The organism is Pseudomonas sp. LBUM1671 (genome assembly GCF_059695685.1).
The window spans coordinates 725,610-741,330 of sequence record NZ_CP166782.1; the positions used below are offsets into that span (position 1 = coordinate 725,610).

General features: G+C 61.1%; 15 protein-coding genes. 5 read left to right on the forward strand and 10 right to left on the reverse strand.

What is annotated here, in order from left to right; all coding sequences use genetic code 11:
* Positions 1-18: 18 nt before the first annotated feature.
* The 3 genes from cueR to ACA060_RS03190 form a co-directional block, all read right to left on the reverse strand.
* Positions 19-432 carry a Cu(I)-responsive transcriptional regulator gene (gene cueR / locus ACA060_RS03180; protein ID WP_497315382.1) on the reverse strand — a complete coding sequence of 138 codons (414 nt, stop codon included), beginning with the start codon at positions 430-432 and terminating at the stop codon, positions 19-21.
* Positions 429-2,822: a heavy metal translocating P-type ATPase gene (locus tag ACA060_RS03185; RefSeq protein ID WP_497315384.1), complete on the reverse strand. Its 2,394-nt coding sequence runs from the start codon at positions 2,820-2,822 to the stop codon at positions 429-431. Before ACA060_RS03185 ends, cueR begins: the two co-directional genes overlap by 4 nt.
* Before the next feature lie 264 nt (positions 2,823-3,086).
* The gene (locus ACA060_RS03190) at positions 3,087-3,470 is read right to left on the reverse strand and encodes a hypothetical protein (protein WP_497315386.1); all 384 of its coding nucleotides are present in this window, start codon (positions 3,468-3,470) and stop codon (positions 3,087-3,089) included.
* A 147-nt stretch (positions 3,471-3,617) separates the two neighbouring features.
* On the opposite strand from ACA060_RS03190, the gene ACA060_RS03195 reads away from it, so the two are divergent.
* Both ACA060_RS03195 and ACA060_RS03200 read left to right on the forward strand, forming a co-directional pair.
* Positions 3,618-3,815, forward strand: coding sequence for a heavy-metal-associated domain-containing protein (locus tag ACA060_RS03195; RefSeq protein ID WP_497315388.1), 198 nt, complete (start codon positions 3,618-3,620; stop codon positions 3,813-3,815).
* Between the two features lie 219 nt (positions 3,816-4,034).
* Complete coding sequence (locus tag ACA060_RS03200) at positions 4,035-5,231, forward strand: multidrug effflux MFS transporter (protein WP_109627811.1); 1,197 nt, start codon at positions 4,035-4,037, stop codon at positions 5,229-5,231.
* Between the two features lie 8 nt (positions 5,232-5,239).
* Here the strand turns inward: ACA060_RS03200 and ACA060_RS03205 are convergent, their stop codons facing one another.
* From ACA060_RS03205 to ACA060_RS03215, 3 genes are all read right to left on the reverse strand, one after another.
* Positions 5,240-5,410 (reverse strand): hypothetical protein, encoded by a 171-nt coding sequence (locus ACA060_RS03205; RefSeq protein ID WP_178082282.1) that lies wholly within the window; start codon positions 5,408-5,410, stop codon positions 5,240-5,242.
* A gap of 150 nt (positions 5,411-5,560) precedes the next feature.
* The gene (locus tag ACA060_RS03210; RefSeq protein WP_497315391.1) at positions 5,561-6,574 is read right to left on the reverse strand and encodes a zinc-binding alcohol dehydrogenase family protein; all 1,014 of its coding nucleotides are present in this window, start codon (positions 6,572-6,574) and stop codon (positions 5,561-5,563) included.
* Between the two features lie 32 nt (positions 6,575-6,606).
* Entirely contained in the window at positions 6,607-6,900 is a 294-nt protein-coding gene (locus tag ACA060_RS03215; protein WP_109627813.1) for a putative quinol monooxygenase, read from the reverse strand.
* Positions 6,901-7,018: 118 nt separating this feature from the next.
* On the opposite strand from ACA060_RS03215, the gene vimR reads away from it, so the two are divergent.
* Together vimR and ACA060_RS03225 are read left to right on the forward strand one after the other, a co-directional pair.
* The gene (vimR, locus tag ACA060_RS03220) at positions 7,019-7,948 is read left to right on the forward strand and encodes a transcription regulator VimR (RefSeq protein ID WP_497315393.1); all 930 of its coding nucleotides are present in this window, start codon (positions 7,019-7,021) and stop codon (positions 7,946-7,948) included.
* 317 nt (positions 7,949-8,265) lie between these two features.
* Complete coding sequence (locus ACA060_RS03225) at positions 8,266-9,000, forward strand: ArsR/SmtB family transcription factor (protein WP_497315395.1); 735 nt, start codon at positions 8,266-8,268, stop codon at positions 8,998-9,000.
* A gap of 227 nt (positions 9,001-9,227) precedes the next feature.
* Here ACA060_RS03225 and ACA060_RS03230 read toward each other — a convergent pair whose 3' ends face one another.
* The 3 genes from ACA060_RS03230 to ACA060_RS03240 all read right to left on the reverse strand — a co-directional run bounded on the left by ACA060_RS03230 (position 9,228) and on the right by ACA060_RS03240 (position 12,455).
* Positions 9,228-10,181: an adenosine deaminase gene (locus tag ACA060_RS03230; RefSeq protein WP_497315397.1), complete on the reverse strand. Its 954-nt coding sequence runs from the start codon at positions 10,179-10,181 to the stop codon at positions 9,228-9,230.
* 82 nt (positions 10,182-10,263) lie between these two features.
* Positions 10,264-11,229, reverse strand: coding sequence for a 2-oxoglutarate and iron-dependent oxygenase domain-containing protein (locus tag ACA060_RS03235; RefSeq protein WP_497315399.1), 966 nt, complete (start codon positions 11,227-11,229; stop codon positions 10,264-10,266).
* 143 nt (positions 11,230-11,372) lie between these two features.
* Entirely contained in the window at positions 11,373-12,455 is a 1,083-nt protein-coding gene (locus tag ACA060_RS03240) for a BMP family ABC transporter substrate-binding protein (RefSeq protein WP_497315401.1), read from the reverse strand.
* 295 nt (positions 12,456-12,750) lie between these two features.
* On the opposite strand from ACA060_RS03240, the gene ACA060_RS03245 reads away from it, so the two are divergent.
* A complete protein-coding gene (locus tag ACA060_RS03245) occupies positions 12,751-13,839 on the forward strand; it encodes a calcium:cation antiporter (protein ID WP_497315403.1) in 1,089 nt (362 codons plus the stop codon).
* A 119-nt stretch (positions 13,840-13,958) separates the two neighbouring features.
* Here the strand turns inward: ACA060_RS03245 and ACA060_RS03250 are convergent, their stop codons facing one another.
* Complete coding sequence (locus ACA060_RS03250) at positions 13,959-15,317, reverse strand: 8-oxoguanine deaminase (protein WP_497315405.1); 1,359 nt, start codon at positions 15,315-15,317, stop codon at positions 13,959-13,961.
* Positions 15,318-15,721 lie beyond the last annotated feature (404 nt).

Below are 15,721 nucleotides of genomic sequence, written 5' to 3' on the forward strand. Positions count from 1 at the left end.
GTTTGAAGGTCCTCGCGATCAGGCGCGAACAGGTTGCGCGCAGCAGCCCGACTCCAGGTTTTTGAGAATCGGGCAGTCGGGACGATGGTCGCCCTGGCAGTGTTCGACCAGGTCCTGCAAGGTGTCGCGCAACTGACCGAGTTCGAGAATTTTCTGGTTCAGTTCATCGATATGCTGGCGGGCCAGGGCCTTTACGTCGGCACTGGCCCGCTGGCGGTCCTGCCAGAGGGTCAGCAGTTTGCCGACCTCTTCCAGTGAAAACCCCAGGTCCCGGGAGCGCTTGATGAACGCCAGCGTGTGCAGGTCGTCGTCGCCATAAACGCGGTAGCCGCTGTCGGTGCGATGGGCGGCCTTGAGCAAGCCGATGGACTCGTAATAACGAATCATCTTCGCGCTCAGGCCGCTATGCCGGGCTGCTTGGCCGATGTTCATCGATTGTCCTCCAGGTCCTTGGGTTTCCAGGTTTTCAACAGTAGCGCATTGCTCACCACGCTGACGCTCGACAACGCCATCGCCGCGCCGGCCAGCACCGGGTTGAGGAAGCCGAACGCGGCCAGCGGAATGCCGATCAGGTTATAGACGAACGCCCAGAACAGGTTTTGCCGGATCTTCGCGTAGGTCTTGCGGCTGATGTCCAGCGCGGCAGGCACCAGCCGTGGATCACCGCGCATCAGGGTGATCCCTGCAGCGTGCATGGCCACGTCGGTGCCACCACCCATGGCGATGCCGATGTCGGCGGCCGCCAGGGCCGGGGCGTCGTTGATGCCATCGCCGACCATAGCCACCACGCCGGTTTTCTTCAGTTCGGCGACCGTAGCGGCTTTGTCTGCCGGCAAGACTTCGGCGTGGACATCGGTAATGCCCAGCGCTTCGGCAACCACCTTGGCGCTGCCACGGTTATCGCCGGTCAGCAGGTGGCTGCTGATGTGGCGTGCGCTGAGCTGTTGCACCGCCTGCAACGCACCGGGTTTGAGCGTGTCACCGAACGCGAACAGGCCCAGTACGGTTGGCTTGGGGCTTTGTTCGATCAGCCAGGAGAGGGTGCGGCCTTCGGTTTCCCAAGCGGTTGCGGAGTCACCCAGTTTCCCTGCGCTCAAACCGCTTTCTTCCAACAGCCTGCGATTACCCAAGGCCAAACGACGACCGTCGAGGGTGCCGGCGATGCCCCGACCGGTCAGCGATTGGCTGTCGCTGACATCGGCCACGGTCAAGCCGCGTTCGGTGCATGCGTCCGAAACGGCCTTGGCCAGCGGGTGTTCACTGCCGCGCTGCAGGGCGCCGGCCATTTGCAGCAGGGCGGCTTCATCACCGTTGATGGCACTCAGATGAGCGATGCGCGGTGCACCTGAGGTCAGCGTGCCGGTCTTGTCGAACACCACGGCGCTGACTTCATGCGCACGTTCGAGGGCTTCGGCGTCCTTGATCAAAATCCCGTAGCGAGCCGCGACGCCAGTGCCGGCCATGATCGCGGTGGGCGTGGCCAGCCCGAGTGCGCAAGGGCAGGCGATGACCAACACCGCAACGGCATTGATCAACGCGGTTTCCATCGGCGCGCCATACAACCACCAGCCGATCAGAGTCGCGAGCGCGATCAACAGAACGGTGGGAACGAACACCTGGCTGACTTTATCCACCAGTTTCTGAATCGGCGCTTTCGCAGCCTGGGCGTCTTCGACCAGGCGGATGATCCGCGCCAGCACCGTTTCTGCGCCCAAGGCCAAGGTGCGAACCAACAACCGACCTTCGCCATTGATCGCTCCGCCGGTCACTTTGTCGCCAGGTTGTTTCGGTACCGGCAGGCTTTCGCCGCTGATCAGTGCTTCGTCGGCGTGGCTCTGGCCTTCGACCACTTCACCGTCCACCGGGAAGCGTTCGCCGGGCTTGACCATGACCAGGTCGTTGAGGCGCAAGGCGCTGATGGCGACATCCTGCTCGCGGCCGTCGATCACCTGAATGGCGCGCTCCGGGCGCAAGGCTTCGAGGGCGCGGATGGCACTGGCGGTCTGGCGTTTGGCGCGGCTTTCCAGGTATTTGCCCAACAACACCAAGGCAATCACCACCGCCGAGGCTTCGAAGTACAAATGCGGCATGCGCCCGGCCGCGGTGGCCCATTCATAAAGACTCAAGCCATAGCCGGCGCTGGTACCGAGGGCGACCAGTAAATCCATGTTGCCGGCCCCGGCGCGCACGGCTTTCCAGGCGGCGACATAAAATCGTGCACCGAAAATGAACTGCACCGGCGTGGCCAACGCGAATTGCACCCAGGCCGGAAGCATCCAGTGCACGCCAAACGGTTGCAGCAACATCGGCAACACCAGCGGCAAGGCGAGGGCGATCGCCATGATCAACGCCCACCGCTCGCGGTGCAGGCGCTGCTGTTGCTGATCGGTTTGCGGGTGTTCGACTTCCCAGACGCTGGCGCCGTAACCGGCCTTGGTCACCGCGGTGATCAGGATTTGCGGATCGATGTGTCCGAGCAGTTCGAGGTGGGCACGTTCGTTGGCGAGGTTGACGCTGACGCTTTTCACCCCAGGCACTTTGGCCAGCGCCCGTTCGACACGGCCGACGCAGGAGGCGCAGGTCATGCCGTCGATGCTCAATTCCAGACTTTGCTGCGGCACGCTGTAACCGGCCTGCTGCACTGCATCCATCAACGCCGGCAGGCTGTCGCTAGGCGCCTGGACCCGGGCCTGCTCGGTGGCGAGGTTGACGCTGACGGCAGAGGCGCCGATGACTTTGCTCAAGGCACGCTCGACACGCCCGGCGCAACTGGCGCAGGTCATGCCGGCAATCGGCAGATCGAACGTAATGGATTCGGACATCGGTCGCGCTCCCTGTAGAAGATGCCTACAGGATCAACCTTGCCATGCTGGCAAGGTCAAGCGCCAGTCTACAAATCGCCGCAGACCCAATGTGGGGGCGGGCTTTTGTGGTGAGGGGATTTATCCCCGTTGGGTGGCGAAGCCGCCCAAAAACCTGCGACCTCGCCGTATCAGTTACACCGAGTGCACTGGTTTACGACTGCTTCGCAGTCGAACGGGGATAAATCCCCTCACCACAAAAGCTCGCTCCCGCAGGGATTGGCGTCAGTAGTCGAGAGCGGTGGATTTCAGGTACATCCCTTCCTGCGTCATCGCAATCCGGAACTTCAGCACATCCCCGGCCTTGAGCGTGATGTTCTGCGAGCCCGGTGCGAGCATGCCCGGGTTGCAACCCGGTGCCTGGCCCGGCAACAGTTTGAGGCGCAGGGACACATTGCCCGGCGGCAGGTTGAACGAGGTACTTTGCTCCTGGAACAGCCGCGCCGACAGTTGGTCCTGGATGTACACGCCGATCTCGCAGGAGGTCGCGACTTCGAGGCGCTCGCGGGAAATGATCAGTACGCCATAGTCCTCCCCGGCGGCTTGAACCGAAGGTGTCGCGGCAAATAGGCTGAGGAAGCCAAACAGGCTGAGAGCTGACCAGCGCATGGCTGAATCTCCTGAAGTCGAGTCATTGATGCACGCAGCTTGGCCGAGCGCGCCGCCGATTGCCAGCCCGGCAGATTTCTGCAGAACTTGACCTTGCCATGGTGGCAAGCTCGAGACTGCTCGCAACCTCATCAAAGGAGCCACACCATGCAAGTGTTCAACGTTCAAGGCATGTCCTGCGGTCACTGCGTTAAAGCCATTACCCAGGCGCTGCAAGCCAAGGATCCTGCGGCCAGCGTGCGGATCGATCTGGCGGCAAAAGAAGTCGGTGTTGAAAGCGCGCTGACGACCGATCAGGTGATCGCAGCGATCAGCGAAGAAGGCTACGAAGCGAAAGTCGTCTAAAGCAACACCACAAATCCCTGTGGGAGCGAGCTTGCTCGCGATAGCGGTGTGTCATTCACCATTAATATCGACTGACACTCCGTCATCGCGAGCAAGCTCGCTCCCACAGGTTTTGTATTTTTCAAAGGTATTTAATAGTTAGCGAGCTATCGGAATGTTCAAGGCGTCGATGCACGGCTAGACTGTCGGGCTGCCGACCCATGCCCAACTGGATGCCTGATGAACTTCCGTACCATTTTGATTCTTGGCGCCCTCAGCGCTTTCGGTCCTTTGGCGATCGATTTCTACCTGCCGGCGTTCCCGGCGATGGCACTCGCGTTCGGCACTGACGAAAAACACGTGCAGCTGACACTCGCCGCGTATTTCCTGGGCCTGTCCCTCGGTCAACTGGCGTACGGCCCGGTGGCGGATCGCTTCGGGCGGCGGATTCCGTTGTTGACGGGCGTCGGGTTGTTCACCGCCGCCTCCCTGGCCTGCGCGTTTGCGCCGAACCTGGAATGGCTGATCGGTGCGCGATTCATTCAGGCCCTCGGTGGTTGCGCCGGGATGGTGATCGCCCGTGCGGTGGTCAGTGACAAATGCGATGCGGTGGGTTCGGCGAAAGTCTTTTCGCAACTGATGCTGGTCATGGGCCTGGCACCGATTCTCGCGCCCATGCTGGGTGGACTGCTGGTCAACACCACGGGCTGGCAGTCGATCTTCCTGGTGCTGACCGGGTTCAGTGCCCTGGCGGGGCTGGCTGTGGCGATCGGCTTGCCGGAAAGTCTGCCGGCCCACGTGCCGCGTCAACCGTTGTCGGGGGCGTTGCGTCAGTACGGTCGGCTGTTGGCGGATCCGGTTTACCTCGGCCACGCCTTGACCGGCGGTATCGCCATTGCCGGGATGTTTGCCTACATCGCCGGTTCACCGTTCGTCTTCATCAAACTCTACGGCGTACCCGCCGAGCATTTCGGCTGGCTGTTCGGGACCAACGCAGCGGGGTTCATTCTGGTGGCGCAGGTCAACGCGCGCCTGCTGGCCAAGCGTGGCCCGGCGTTTCTGCTGGTACGTACGGTGTGGATCTACCTGGGGGCCGGCCTGACGCTGCTCGCCGTCAGTACGTTGCACACCGAACAGTTATGGCCGCTGCTGATTCCGTTGTTCATCTGCATCGCCAGCCTCGGTTGCATCCTGCCCAACGCCTCGGCCTGCGCCATGAACGGGCAGGGCGCCCGCGCCGGCAGTGCGTCGGCGATGCTCGGTTGCCTGCAATTCAGTGTTGCCGCCGCAGCGGCAGCGTTGGTCGGTGTGTTACACGATGGCAGCGCCGTGCCGATGGCCATGGTCATCAGCCTGTGCGGGATTCTGGTGGTGAGCGCGGCGATGCTCACCCGGCGTCTGCAAAATGCCCGGGCGTTGGCGCAAGCCCAGGTCTGAGGACGGACTCAGCCAGCGGCACGCTGCTGGCGGTCGGGAAATTGATGGGGCGCGAGCAATCGCGCTTCAAGGGTTCTGGTGAAGGCGAGTGCTTCAGCTTCGCTGCGGAACGTAACAGCGTGTTGGTCCAGACGGACCTGCCACTGGGATTTAGCCACTTCTTTTATCAGGATCTTCATTGCTGAACTCTCCTCTCTTAAAAGATGTTACGTAAAAGAATGCATCGCAGAGGTTTCGATTGTAGACCCGAATACGATCGCAATTGTGACAAGGATCAACTCTCAGACTGACGGTGTCGTCCAGAGGGACGACACCTGTTTCAGCTTGTTTCAGAACCCTTCGAGCACAATCTTGCCCTTGGACTTACCGCTCTCCAGCAGCTCGTGGGCACGACGCAGGTTGGTCGCGTTGATGGTCCCGAAGTGCTCGCCGACCGTGGTCTTCAACGTCCCGGCGTCGATCAGCCCGGCCACGCGGTTGAGCAGTTTGTGCTGCTCGATCATGTCCGCCGTTTCGAACAGCGAGCGGGTGTACATGAACTCCCAGTGCAGCGACAGGCTCTTGCGCTTGAGCTTGGTCACGTCCAGCGCTTTGGGATCATCGATCAACGCCAGTTTGCCTTGCGGGGCCAACGCCTCGACCAGTTGATCCAGGTGATGATCGGTCTGGGTCAGGCTGGCGACGTGGGTCACCTGGTTCACACCGGCGCGTTTGAGTTCTTCGCTCAACGGCTGGCTGTGATCGATCACCAGATCGGCGCCCAACTCGCGCACCCAGCTCTGGGTTTGCGGGCGGGAAGCAGTGCCGATGACGTTAAGCCCGGTGAGCTGGCTGGCCAGTTGCGTGAGGATCGACCCCACACCGCCCGCCGCGCCGACGATCAGCAGGCTCTGGCCTTCATCGGTTTTACCTTCGCGCACTTGCAGGCGTTCGAAGAGCAATTCCCAGGCCGTGATGGCGGTCAGCGGCAGCGCGGCGGCTTCGGCGAAACCGAGGGTTTTCGGCATATGGCCGACGATGCGTTCGTCCACCACGTGCAATTCGCTATTGCCCCCCGCTCGGGCGATGGAGCCGGCGTAAAACACCTTGTCGCCCGCCTTGAACAGCGTGACTTCGCTGCCGACGGCCTTGACCACACCGGCCACATCCCAACCCAGCACTTTCGCCGCGCCACCTTCGGGCTGGACGTTCTGGCGGACCTTGGTGTCGACCGGGTTCACCGAGATAGCTTTGACTTCCACCAGCAGGTCGCGCGGACCGGCCACCGGTTCTGGCAGTTCGATGTCTTGCAGGGAATTGGCGTCGCTGATCGGTAAAGAGGCGTAGTAGGCGATGGCTTTCATGTAGGGCTCCTGAACAGTAATCGAAGAAGGGATCAAGCCACGGTGCGCAGGCGCTTGAGTTCGAAGTGTTCGAGAAAGTCGCCGGCCTTGGCGCGGAAGTTCTGGACATGGGCGCTGGCGTCATGGGCTTGCAGGGCTTCGTCGCTGCTCCAGTGCTCGATCATGTAGAAAGCCAGCGGATTGGCCAGGTCCTGGTGCAGGTCGTATTGGCCGCAACCGGCCTCGGCGCGGGTCGGTTCCACCAGCGCACGCAGGTGCTGTTCGAGGGCGTCTTGCTGGCCGGGTTTGGCAATGAGGGTGGCAATGGCGGTGAAAGGCTGGGACATGGGTGACTCCGCAAATGGGGTGATTTCGATGGGACAGATGATTGGCTATTTCTCAACAAGATAAAACCCGCTAAAAGAGCAGTCTCTTTCAATATTTTTTTGATAATCGGGGCTGGAAATGCTGCGTTTCGATGACTTGCAGTTGTTTGTCCGGGCTGCCGACCTTGGGAGCCTGTCGGCGGCGGCGCGAGTGATGGACATGTCGGCGGCAGTGGCCAGTGCGGCGTTGAAGCGCATCGAACAGCAACTCGGCGCGCGTTTGCTGGCGCGTTCCACCCGCAGTTTGCGCCTGACCGCCGAAGGTGAGGGCTTCCTGGAATATGCCCGGGCCGCCCTGAGCAACCTCGATGAAGGCCGTCGTTTGTTGGCCAGCGGTCAGGACCAGGTCAGCGGGATTTTGCAGTTGTCGGCGCCGTCGGACTTTGGCCGCAACCTGTTGCTGCCATGGCTCGACGAGTTCCAGCGCGAACACCCCAAACTGACCGTGCGCCTTTTGCTGGGCGACCGCATCGCCGACCTGTTCCGCCAACCGGTGGACATTGCCCTGCGTTATGGGGAGCCGGAAGACTCAAGCCTGGTGGCACTGCCCATCGCTCCGCAAAACCGCCGTGTGCTCTGCGCCGCACCGAGTTATCTGGCCAGGCATGGCGAGCCGCGGCATCTGGAGCAACTGGCGCAGCACAATTGCCTGTTGTTCATGCTCGGCAGCCGGGTCCATGACCACTGGAGTTTCCACGACGGCAAACGCGAAGTCGGCCTGACCGTCAGCGGTGATCGCTTCAGTGACGATGCCGATGTCGTACGGCTGTGGGCAGTGGCAGGGGCGGGGATTGCTTACAAGTCCTGGCTCGATGTCGCCGCCGATGTACTCGCCGGCCGATTGAAAGTGCTGATGCCGGAGCTGCTGTGTGAGCGCGCACCGCTGAATTTGCTGTGCGCCCATCGCGCACAATTGAGTAAGCCGGTGAACCTTTTGCGGGAAATGCTTGCCAGCCGATGCGCTCATTTGGGCAGCCAATTTCCGACGATATCGGGCATGGATCATTAGTCGCAGGCAAATAGCGAAATTTCTGTCAGGAAGTATCACCACCCACGCTTTCCCAAGGGCAGGAACCGGCGGTTAACCCGCTTATACTAGCGCCCGCCTCATGTGCGCACCGTCGATCTTGCGATGGCGAGTCCGCGTTCCAGTCGGCCCGGCCACTCGGCCAGGCACCCGACCTTCGCAATACCTGCGAAGCAAAGGCACAGGTGTGTGGGTGGCTTTGCCCGGCTTATGGCGGTTTCCGCGTCTTGGCCGACGACACATTACTGGTCAAGATGTCTCTGAGCAGCAGACGAAACGATTCAACAGGGAGTGAATACATGGAACATGCACCTTGCATCAGCCAGATCGCCACGTTGCTGGCTGACCCCAAGCGCAGCGCAATGATGTGGGCCTTGATGGACGGCTCGGCGCGGCAGACCGAAGAGCTGGCTCTATTGGCCGGCCTGTCACAGTCTTCGGCCAGTGCACACCTGGGGCGTTTGTCCGCCGGAGGTCTGTTGAAAGTCGAGATCCGTGGGCGCAAACGCTTTTTCCGCCTGGCCGCGCCTGAAGTCGGCGCGGCAATCGAAGCACTGGCCAGCGCGACGCTGGCCAGTGCCCCGCAGCCAGTCCCGGACGTTTTCAAACGCACCAGCCCCATCGCCAAACCTCAGGCGGCCCCATCGTCGTTGTTGCGGGCCCGACTGTGTGATGACCATTTGGGAGGCACCCTGGCGGCCGATCTTTACCAGCGGTTGCTGGATGCCGGTTGGATCGAGCAGTTCGAGCAGCGGGTCATGATCACCCACAAGGGGTCCACACAACTGGCCTCGCGGGGCGTGTATATCCAGGCCCTGGCCCATCGCAACAGCAAAGTCGCCTGCGCGTGTCCCGACTGGAGCGAAAGACGCCCGCACATGGGCGGGTCTTTGGGCGCTGCGTTGTTGCAGCTGTTCATGCAGTCCGGCTGGCTGAGCCTGCCCAACGATTCGCGAGCCTTGCAGATCACGGCCGCGGGGCAACGGGAAATCCATCGTTTCGCCAAGGAAACCGAGCTGGAAATGGCGCTTTAGCGCTGTTTGACGGACCGAACCGGTAGCGGGCTGAATACAGAACCTGCGGGAGCGGGCCCTTTGTGGCGAGGGGATTTATCCCCGTTCGGCTGCGAAGCAGTCGCAAAACCAGAGCATGCGGTGTATCTGATACTCCGATATTGCAGGTTTGGGGCCGCTGCGCGACCCAGCGGGGATAAATCCCCTCACCACAAGGCCCGCTCCCACAAAGGGTTATGCAGTGTTGCTTACGGTTTTACCAACCGCGCATCCAGGCTGTTCTGCGCCAAACGCTTGGCCTGATCCTGAGTCATGCCCAGATCGGTATAGAGCGCATGGAAGTTCTCGGTCACATACCCGCCAAAGTACGCCGGGTCATCCGAGTTCACGGTCACTTTCACGCCACGCTCAAGCATGTCGAGGATGTTGTGCTGGGACATGTGGTCGAACACGCAGAGCTTGGTGTTGGACAACGGGCACACGGTCAGCGGGATCTGCTCGTCGATGATCCGCTGCATCAAGCGCTCGTCTTCGATGGCGCGCACGCCATGGTCGATGCGCTGGATTTTCAGCAGGTCGAGGGCTTCCCAGATGTACTCGGGCGGGCCTTCTTCACCTGCGTGGGCGACGGTCAGGAAGCCTTCGTGACGGGCACGATCAAACACGCGCTGGAACTTGCTCGGCGGGTGACCCATCTCCGAACTGTCCAGGCCCACGGCCACAAACGCCTCGCGGAACGGCAGCGCCTGGTCGAGGGTTTTCTGGGCTTCGTCTTCGCTCAAGTGACGCAGGAAGCTCAGGATCAAGCCGCTGGTGATGCCCAGTTGCTGCTCGCCATCCTTGAGCGCCGCCGCGATACCGTTGAGGACCACCTCGAACGGGATGCCGCGATCGGTGTGGGTCTGCGGGTCGAAGAACGGTTCGGTGTGAATCACGTTCTGCGCCTTGCAACGCAACAGGTAGGCCCAGGTCAGGTCGTAGAAATCCTGCGAGGTGCGCAACACGTCGGCGCCCTGGTAATACAGGTCGAGAAACTCTTGCAGGTTGTTGAAGGCGTACGCCTTGCGCAGGGTGTCGACATCGCTCCACGGCAGGGCGATCTTGTTGCGTTCGGCCAGGGCGAACAGCAACTCAGGCTCCAGCGAACCCTCCAGGTGCAAGTGCAGTTCTGCCTTGGGCAGGGCGTTCAGCCAGTCGTACATAGTCTTTTCTCATCAGGTGCAGATGGCGAGCATTCTACAGATGCCCGTGGAAACAATTAGCAAAACCTGACCAGGCGGTTCATCACACGGCGGCCTGTTCCCTTCGATAGGCGTAAGTGTCGGCGAAACGCGAGAGCAGGAATTCGGCGCAGGTGGTGGCCGGGTACTTCGCCGGGTGTGATTCGTCTTGGCAACCGGGCAGGCATTCAATCGGCGTGTCCGGGTGCGGTTCGGCGAAGAACGGCATCGAGTAACGATCGACGCCCAGCGGGCTGATCACCCGGTGCGGCGTCGACAGGTAACGGTCATTGCTCCAGCGCGCCATCATGTCGCCGAGGTTGACCACGAAGGTTCCTTCTATCGGCGGCGCGTCGATCCATTCGCCTTTGACGTTGCGCACTTGCAGGCCACCGGCGGCGTCCTGGTACAGCAGGGTGATGCAGCCGTAATCGGTGTGGGCGCCGGCGCCTTGCTGCTCTTCGGAACTGGCGGTGTGGCGCGGCGGGTAGTGGATCATCCGCAGGACGCTAACTGGCTCATTGAAGCGTTTGTCGAAAAAATCGTGCTCAATGTTCAACGCCATGGTCATGGCACGCAGCAGGGTTTGGGCCAAGGCCTGCATGTCGACGTAGTGTTGTTCCATCAGCGCTTCCCATCCCGGGATTGCTGGATGACGGTTGGGGCCGCGCAACGGTTTTTCCGCCAGCACCTCAGGATGGTCGGCCGGCAGGTGCAGGCCCATGTCGAAGGTTTCTTTCAGGTCGCTGGGTTTGCTCGGGTCGAGTTGTTCGGTGGCGATGGCGCCGTAGCCGCGGTGATGGCGGGTCTGGGTGATGTCGATCTTGAGCTTTTCGGCAGCGGGCAGGGTGAAGAAACGTTGGGCGTGCTCGAGCACGGCGTCGATGCGCGATGCGGAGATCGGGTGACCCTTGATGTAGAAAAAGCCCCATTCGCGGCAGGCTTGGTCGATCTCTCCGGCAACGGATTTCCAAGCGTGCTGGTCTTCGCTGTAGAGCGGGGTGATGTCGATGATGGGAAGGCTGTTCATGCGCAGTCCTTAAAAACGCTGAAGATCCATTGTGGGAGCGAGCCTGCTCGCGATGAGGCCGGAACATTCAGAATCTATGTTGAATGTCAGTACGCTATCGCGAGCAGGCTCGCACCCACAGGGTTTTATGTTCGGCGCGGGATTCACTTGGGGATGTCGGCCTTCATTCCTTCAACGTAGTAGTTCATCGACGCCAGTTCCGCATTGCTCGCCGTCGCGCCCGCCGGGATTTTCTCGATGCCGGCCTGATCCTTGATCGGCCCGGTGAACGGGTGGAAGGCGCCGCTCTTGATGTCCGCAATGATCTGCTCGGCCTCGGTCTTCACCGCCGCTGGCACCAGATCGCTGATCGGTAATTCAACCGTGCCTTCCTTCAAACCACCCCAGTAATCCTGCGACTTCCACGTGTGGTCGAGCACGCTTTGGGTCGCCTGAATGTAATGCGGGCCCCAGTCGTTGACGATCGACGTCAACACCGCTTTCGGCCCGAAGTGCGCCATGTCCGAAGCGTAGCCCACGGCGTACACACCGCGACGTTCGGCGGCCTGGATCGGCGCCGGGCTGTCGGTGTGCTGGAACACCACGTCCACACCCTGGTCGATCAGCGCGTTGGCGGCGTCGGCTTCCTTGCCCGGATCGAACCAGGAGTTGACCCACACCACCTTGATCTCGGTGCCGGGGTTGTATTTGTTCAGGGCCAGTTGAATGGCGTTGATGTCGCGGATCACTTCCGGGATCGGGAAGGACGCGACGTAGCCGATCTTTTTGGTCTTGGTCATCTTCGCCGCGAGGAAGCCACCGACGTAACGACCTTCATAGGTGCGCGCCAGATAGGTGCCGAGGTTCTTGTCCTGCTTGTAGCCGGTGGCGTGTTCGAAGGTGACCTTGGGAAATTGCTTCGCCACTTTCAACGTCGGGTTCATGTAGCCGAAAGACGTGGTGAAAATCAGGTCGTAGTTGTCCTTGGCCATGTTGCGGATCACCCGCTCGGCATCCGCACCTTCGGCGACGTTCTCCACATAGTTGGTGGTGATCTGATTGCCGAATTTCTCGGCCAGCGCCTTGCGCCCCTGTTCATGCTGATACGTCCAGCCGTGGTCACCAATCGGACCGATGTAGACGAAGCCGACTTTCAGCGGGTCGGCGGCACTGGCGGTCAGGCTCGCGCTCAGACCGATGGCCGCGGCGACGGCGCAAAGCAGCTTCTTCAACGGACGTTTGTGCATGAATTCGAACTCCATGTTGTTGTGAGGTTGGCAGGGGCAATGCAAATTGCTGACCAACAGGACAACAAAAGATCCGAAACCGTGTCGAGGCCATCGCGAGCAAGCCCGCTCCTACAGGATTTGCGCAAAACCTGTGGGAGCGGGCTTGCCCGCGAGGAGGCCCGCAAGGCCAATAAAGTGCACATGCCAAACCGGCTGCCATCCACTGGTGCGCTAAGGTGTAACGAAACGTTAGCGCCGCCCCGCAGTCAGTAGCTCATCACTCTGTTCGCTTCACTCGGCAAAAAGGCTCGCGATGCTCTCACTCCTCAAGCAAGAAAAGTTTCTGCTGCTGGCCGTCATTGCCGCCGTCGTTGCTTATCCGATGGAACACTGGATGCTGCACAGCGGCCAGCCCATCGCGCTGACCGCTGGCCTGGTGCTGATTGCCTTTATCGTCGCCGCCTCCATGCGCGTCGCCCATCACGCCGAACTGCTCGCCGAAAAAGTCGGCGACCCTTACGGCACGATGATCCTGACCCTGGCCGCGGTGCTGGTGGAAGTGGTGATCCTGGCGATCATGATGAGTAACGAAGCCTCGCCAACCCTGGTGCGCGACACGATTTATTCGGCGGTGATGCTCGACATCAACGGCATCCTCGGCCTGGCTGCGTTGATGGGCGGGATCAAGCACGGTGAACAGTCTTACAACGATGATTCGGCCCGCAGTTACAGCGTGATGATCCTCACCGCCATGGGCGTTTCCATGGTGGTGCCGGAGTTCATTCCCGAGGCCAACTGGAAGCTGTATTCGGCGTTCACGATTGGCGCGATGGTCGTGCTCTACACCTTGTTCCTGCGTATGCAGGTCGGGCCGCACAGTTACTTCTTCAGCTACAGCTACCCGGAAAAACGCCGCAAGAAAGTCCCGGAGGAAGAATCTGAACCGGTCAATCTGGCGCTGAGTATCGGTACGTTGGTGTTTGGCGTGGTGGTGATCGGCGCACTGGCCGAAGTGATGTCCAAGACCCTCGATCTGGGGCTGGAAGGCACGGGCGCACCGCCGGTGATTACGGCGATCCTGGTGGCGGCCATTTCCGCCGCGCCGGAGATTCTGACCGCGTTGCGCGCGGCCCTGGCCAACCGCATGCAGTCGGTGGTCAACATCGCCATGGGCGCGTCACTGTCGACGGTGATCCTGACGGTGCCGGTGATGGAAGCGATGGCGCTCTACACGGGCCAGCCATTCCAGATGGCGATGACCCCGGTGCAAACGGTGATGATCTTCCTCACCCTGATCGTCAGCGCGATCAACCTCAACGACGGCGAAACCAATGCCATCGAAGGCATGACCCATTTTGTGTTGTTTGCGACGTTCATCATGTTGTCGTTGCTGGGCCTCTAAGACCCCCACAAAACATTGTGGGAGCGGGCTTGCCCGCGATGAGGCCGTCACATTCAACACATTGTTGGCTGACAGGCCGCCATCGCGGGCAAGCCCGCTCCCACAGGGTTGGTGGTGTGTCAGGTCCCGGCGATCAGTTGTCGAGCCGCCTGGCTGTGATCAGCGATCAATCCTTTGAGATCCAGCCCCTCAACCTGCCCATCAATCACTCGCCACTTGCCGCCAATCATCACCCGATCCGCCCGGTCTGCCCCACACAGCAGCAACGCCGACACCGGATCATGACTGCCGGAGAAGCGCAGCTCATCCAGCTTGAACAGCGCCAGGTCCGCCTGCTTGCCCACCGCCAGCTCACCGATATCGGTCCGCCCCAACAAGCTGGCCGAGCCCTTGGTCGCCCAACCCAGCACCAGCTCCGGCGTGATCTTTTCAGCGCCATAACGCAGCCGCTGAATGTAAAGCGCCTGACGGGTTTCGAGCATCATGTTCGACGCATCGTTGGACGCCGATCCATCCACGCCCAGACCCAGCAACGCACCTGCAGCGGTCAGGTCCAGCGTCGGGCAAATGCCGGAGGCCAGGCGCATGTTCGAACTCGGGCAATGGCAAATCCCTGTGCCCGCAGCGCCGAGGCGGGCGATTTCATCCGGGTTGAAGTGGATGCCATGGGCCAGCCAGGTACGTGGGCCGAGCCAGCCGACGCTGTCCAGATAATCCACGGTGCGCAGGCCAAAGCGTTGCAGGCAGAAGTCTTCTTCGTCGAGGGTTTCGGCCAGGTGTGTGTGCAGGCGCACGTCGAGTTTGTTGGCCAGTTCGGCGCTGGCGGACATGATTTCCGGCGTCACCGAAAACGGCGAGCACGGCGCCAGGGCGATCTGGATTTGCGCACCGTCGCCACGCTCGTGGTATTCGGCAATCAAGCGTTGGCTGTCAGCGAGGATCACTTCGCCTTCCTGGACGGTCTGCTGCGGCGGCAGGCCGCCGTCCTTTTCGCCAAGGCTCATGGAGCCGCGGGTCAGCATGGCGCGCATGCCCAGTTCGCGGACACTCTCGACTTGCACATCGATCGCATTTTCCAGGCCTTCCGGAAACAGGTAATGGTGATCGGCGGCGGTGGTGCAGCCGGACAGCAGCAATTCGGCCAGCGCAACTTTGGTGGCGAGGGCGAGTTTTTCAGGGGTGAGGCGTGCCCAGACCGGATAGAGGGTTTTCAGCCACGGGAACAACGGTTGATTGACCACCGGCGCCCAGGCGCGGGTCAGGGTTTGATAGAAGTGGTGATGGGTGTTGATCAGCCCCGGCAGAATCACATGCTCGCGGGCATCGAAGACGTGTCCACAGGGCGCGGACGGTTGCTGACCAGCGGCAAGCACTTCGACGATCACACCGTCTTGCACAACCAGGCCGCCACGGGCATCGAGGCTGTTGGCAGTGAAAATGGCGAGGGGATTTTTTAACCAGGTACGGGTCGCAGGCATGTTGGCCGGCTCCTCTGAAAGTGGGGTTCAGGTTAGCCAGCTCAGTGATTACCCTGTCTGCTGATCCAGGGTCGCCGCGGGGGCGAGGTGCGGAGTTTCGAACAAAACCGGGCGGTGAGCAAGCCTCGCCCGACCAGACGGTACAAATCCCAATTTGGAATGAAACCCTGTGGGAGCGAGCCTGCTCGCGATGACGGAGTGTCAGTCGACATCAGTGGTGTCTGACTCACCGCTATCGCGAGCAGGCTCGCTTGTATGTTTAGACTTGAAGGGGTGGGTGGGACTACAGACTCGATTCTGACTCTGACCAGTACAGACTGTGGGAGACTTCTCGTCCCGCCCCTTCTACCCAAAGCGCCGATAAGGAATTCATCGGTAAACCGACGATAGAGACAAGCCAGCGC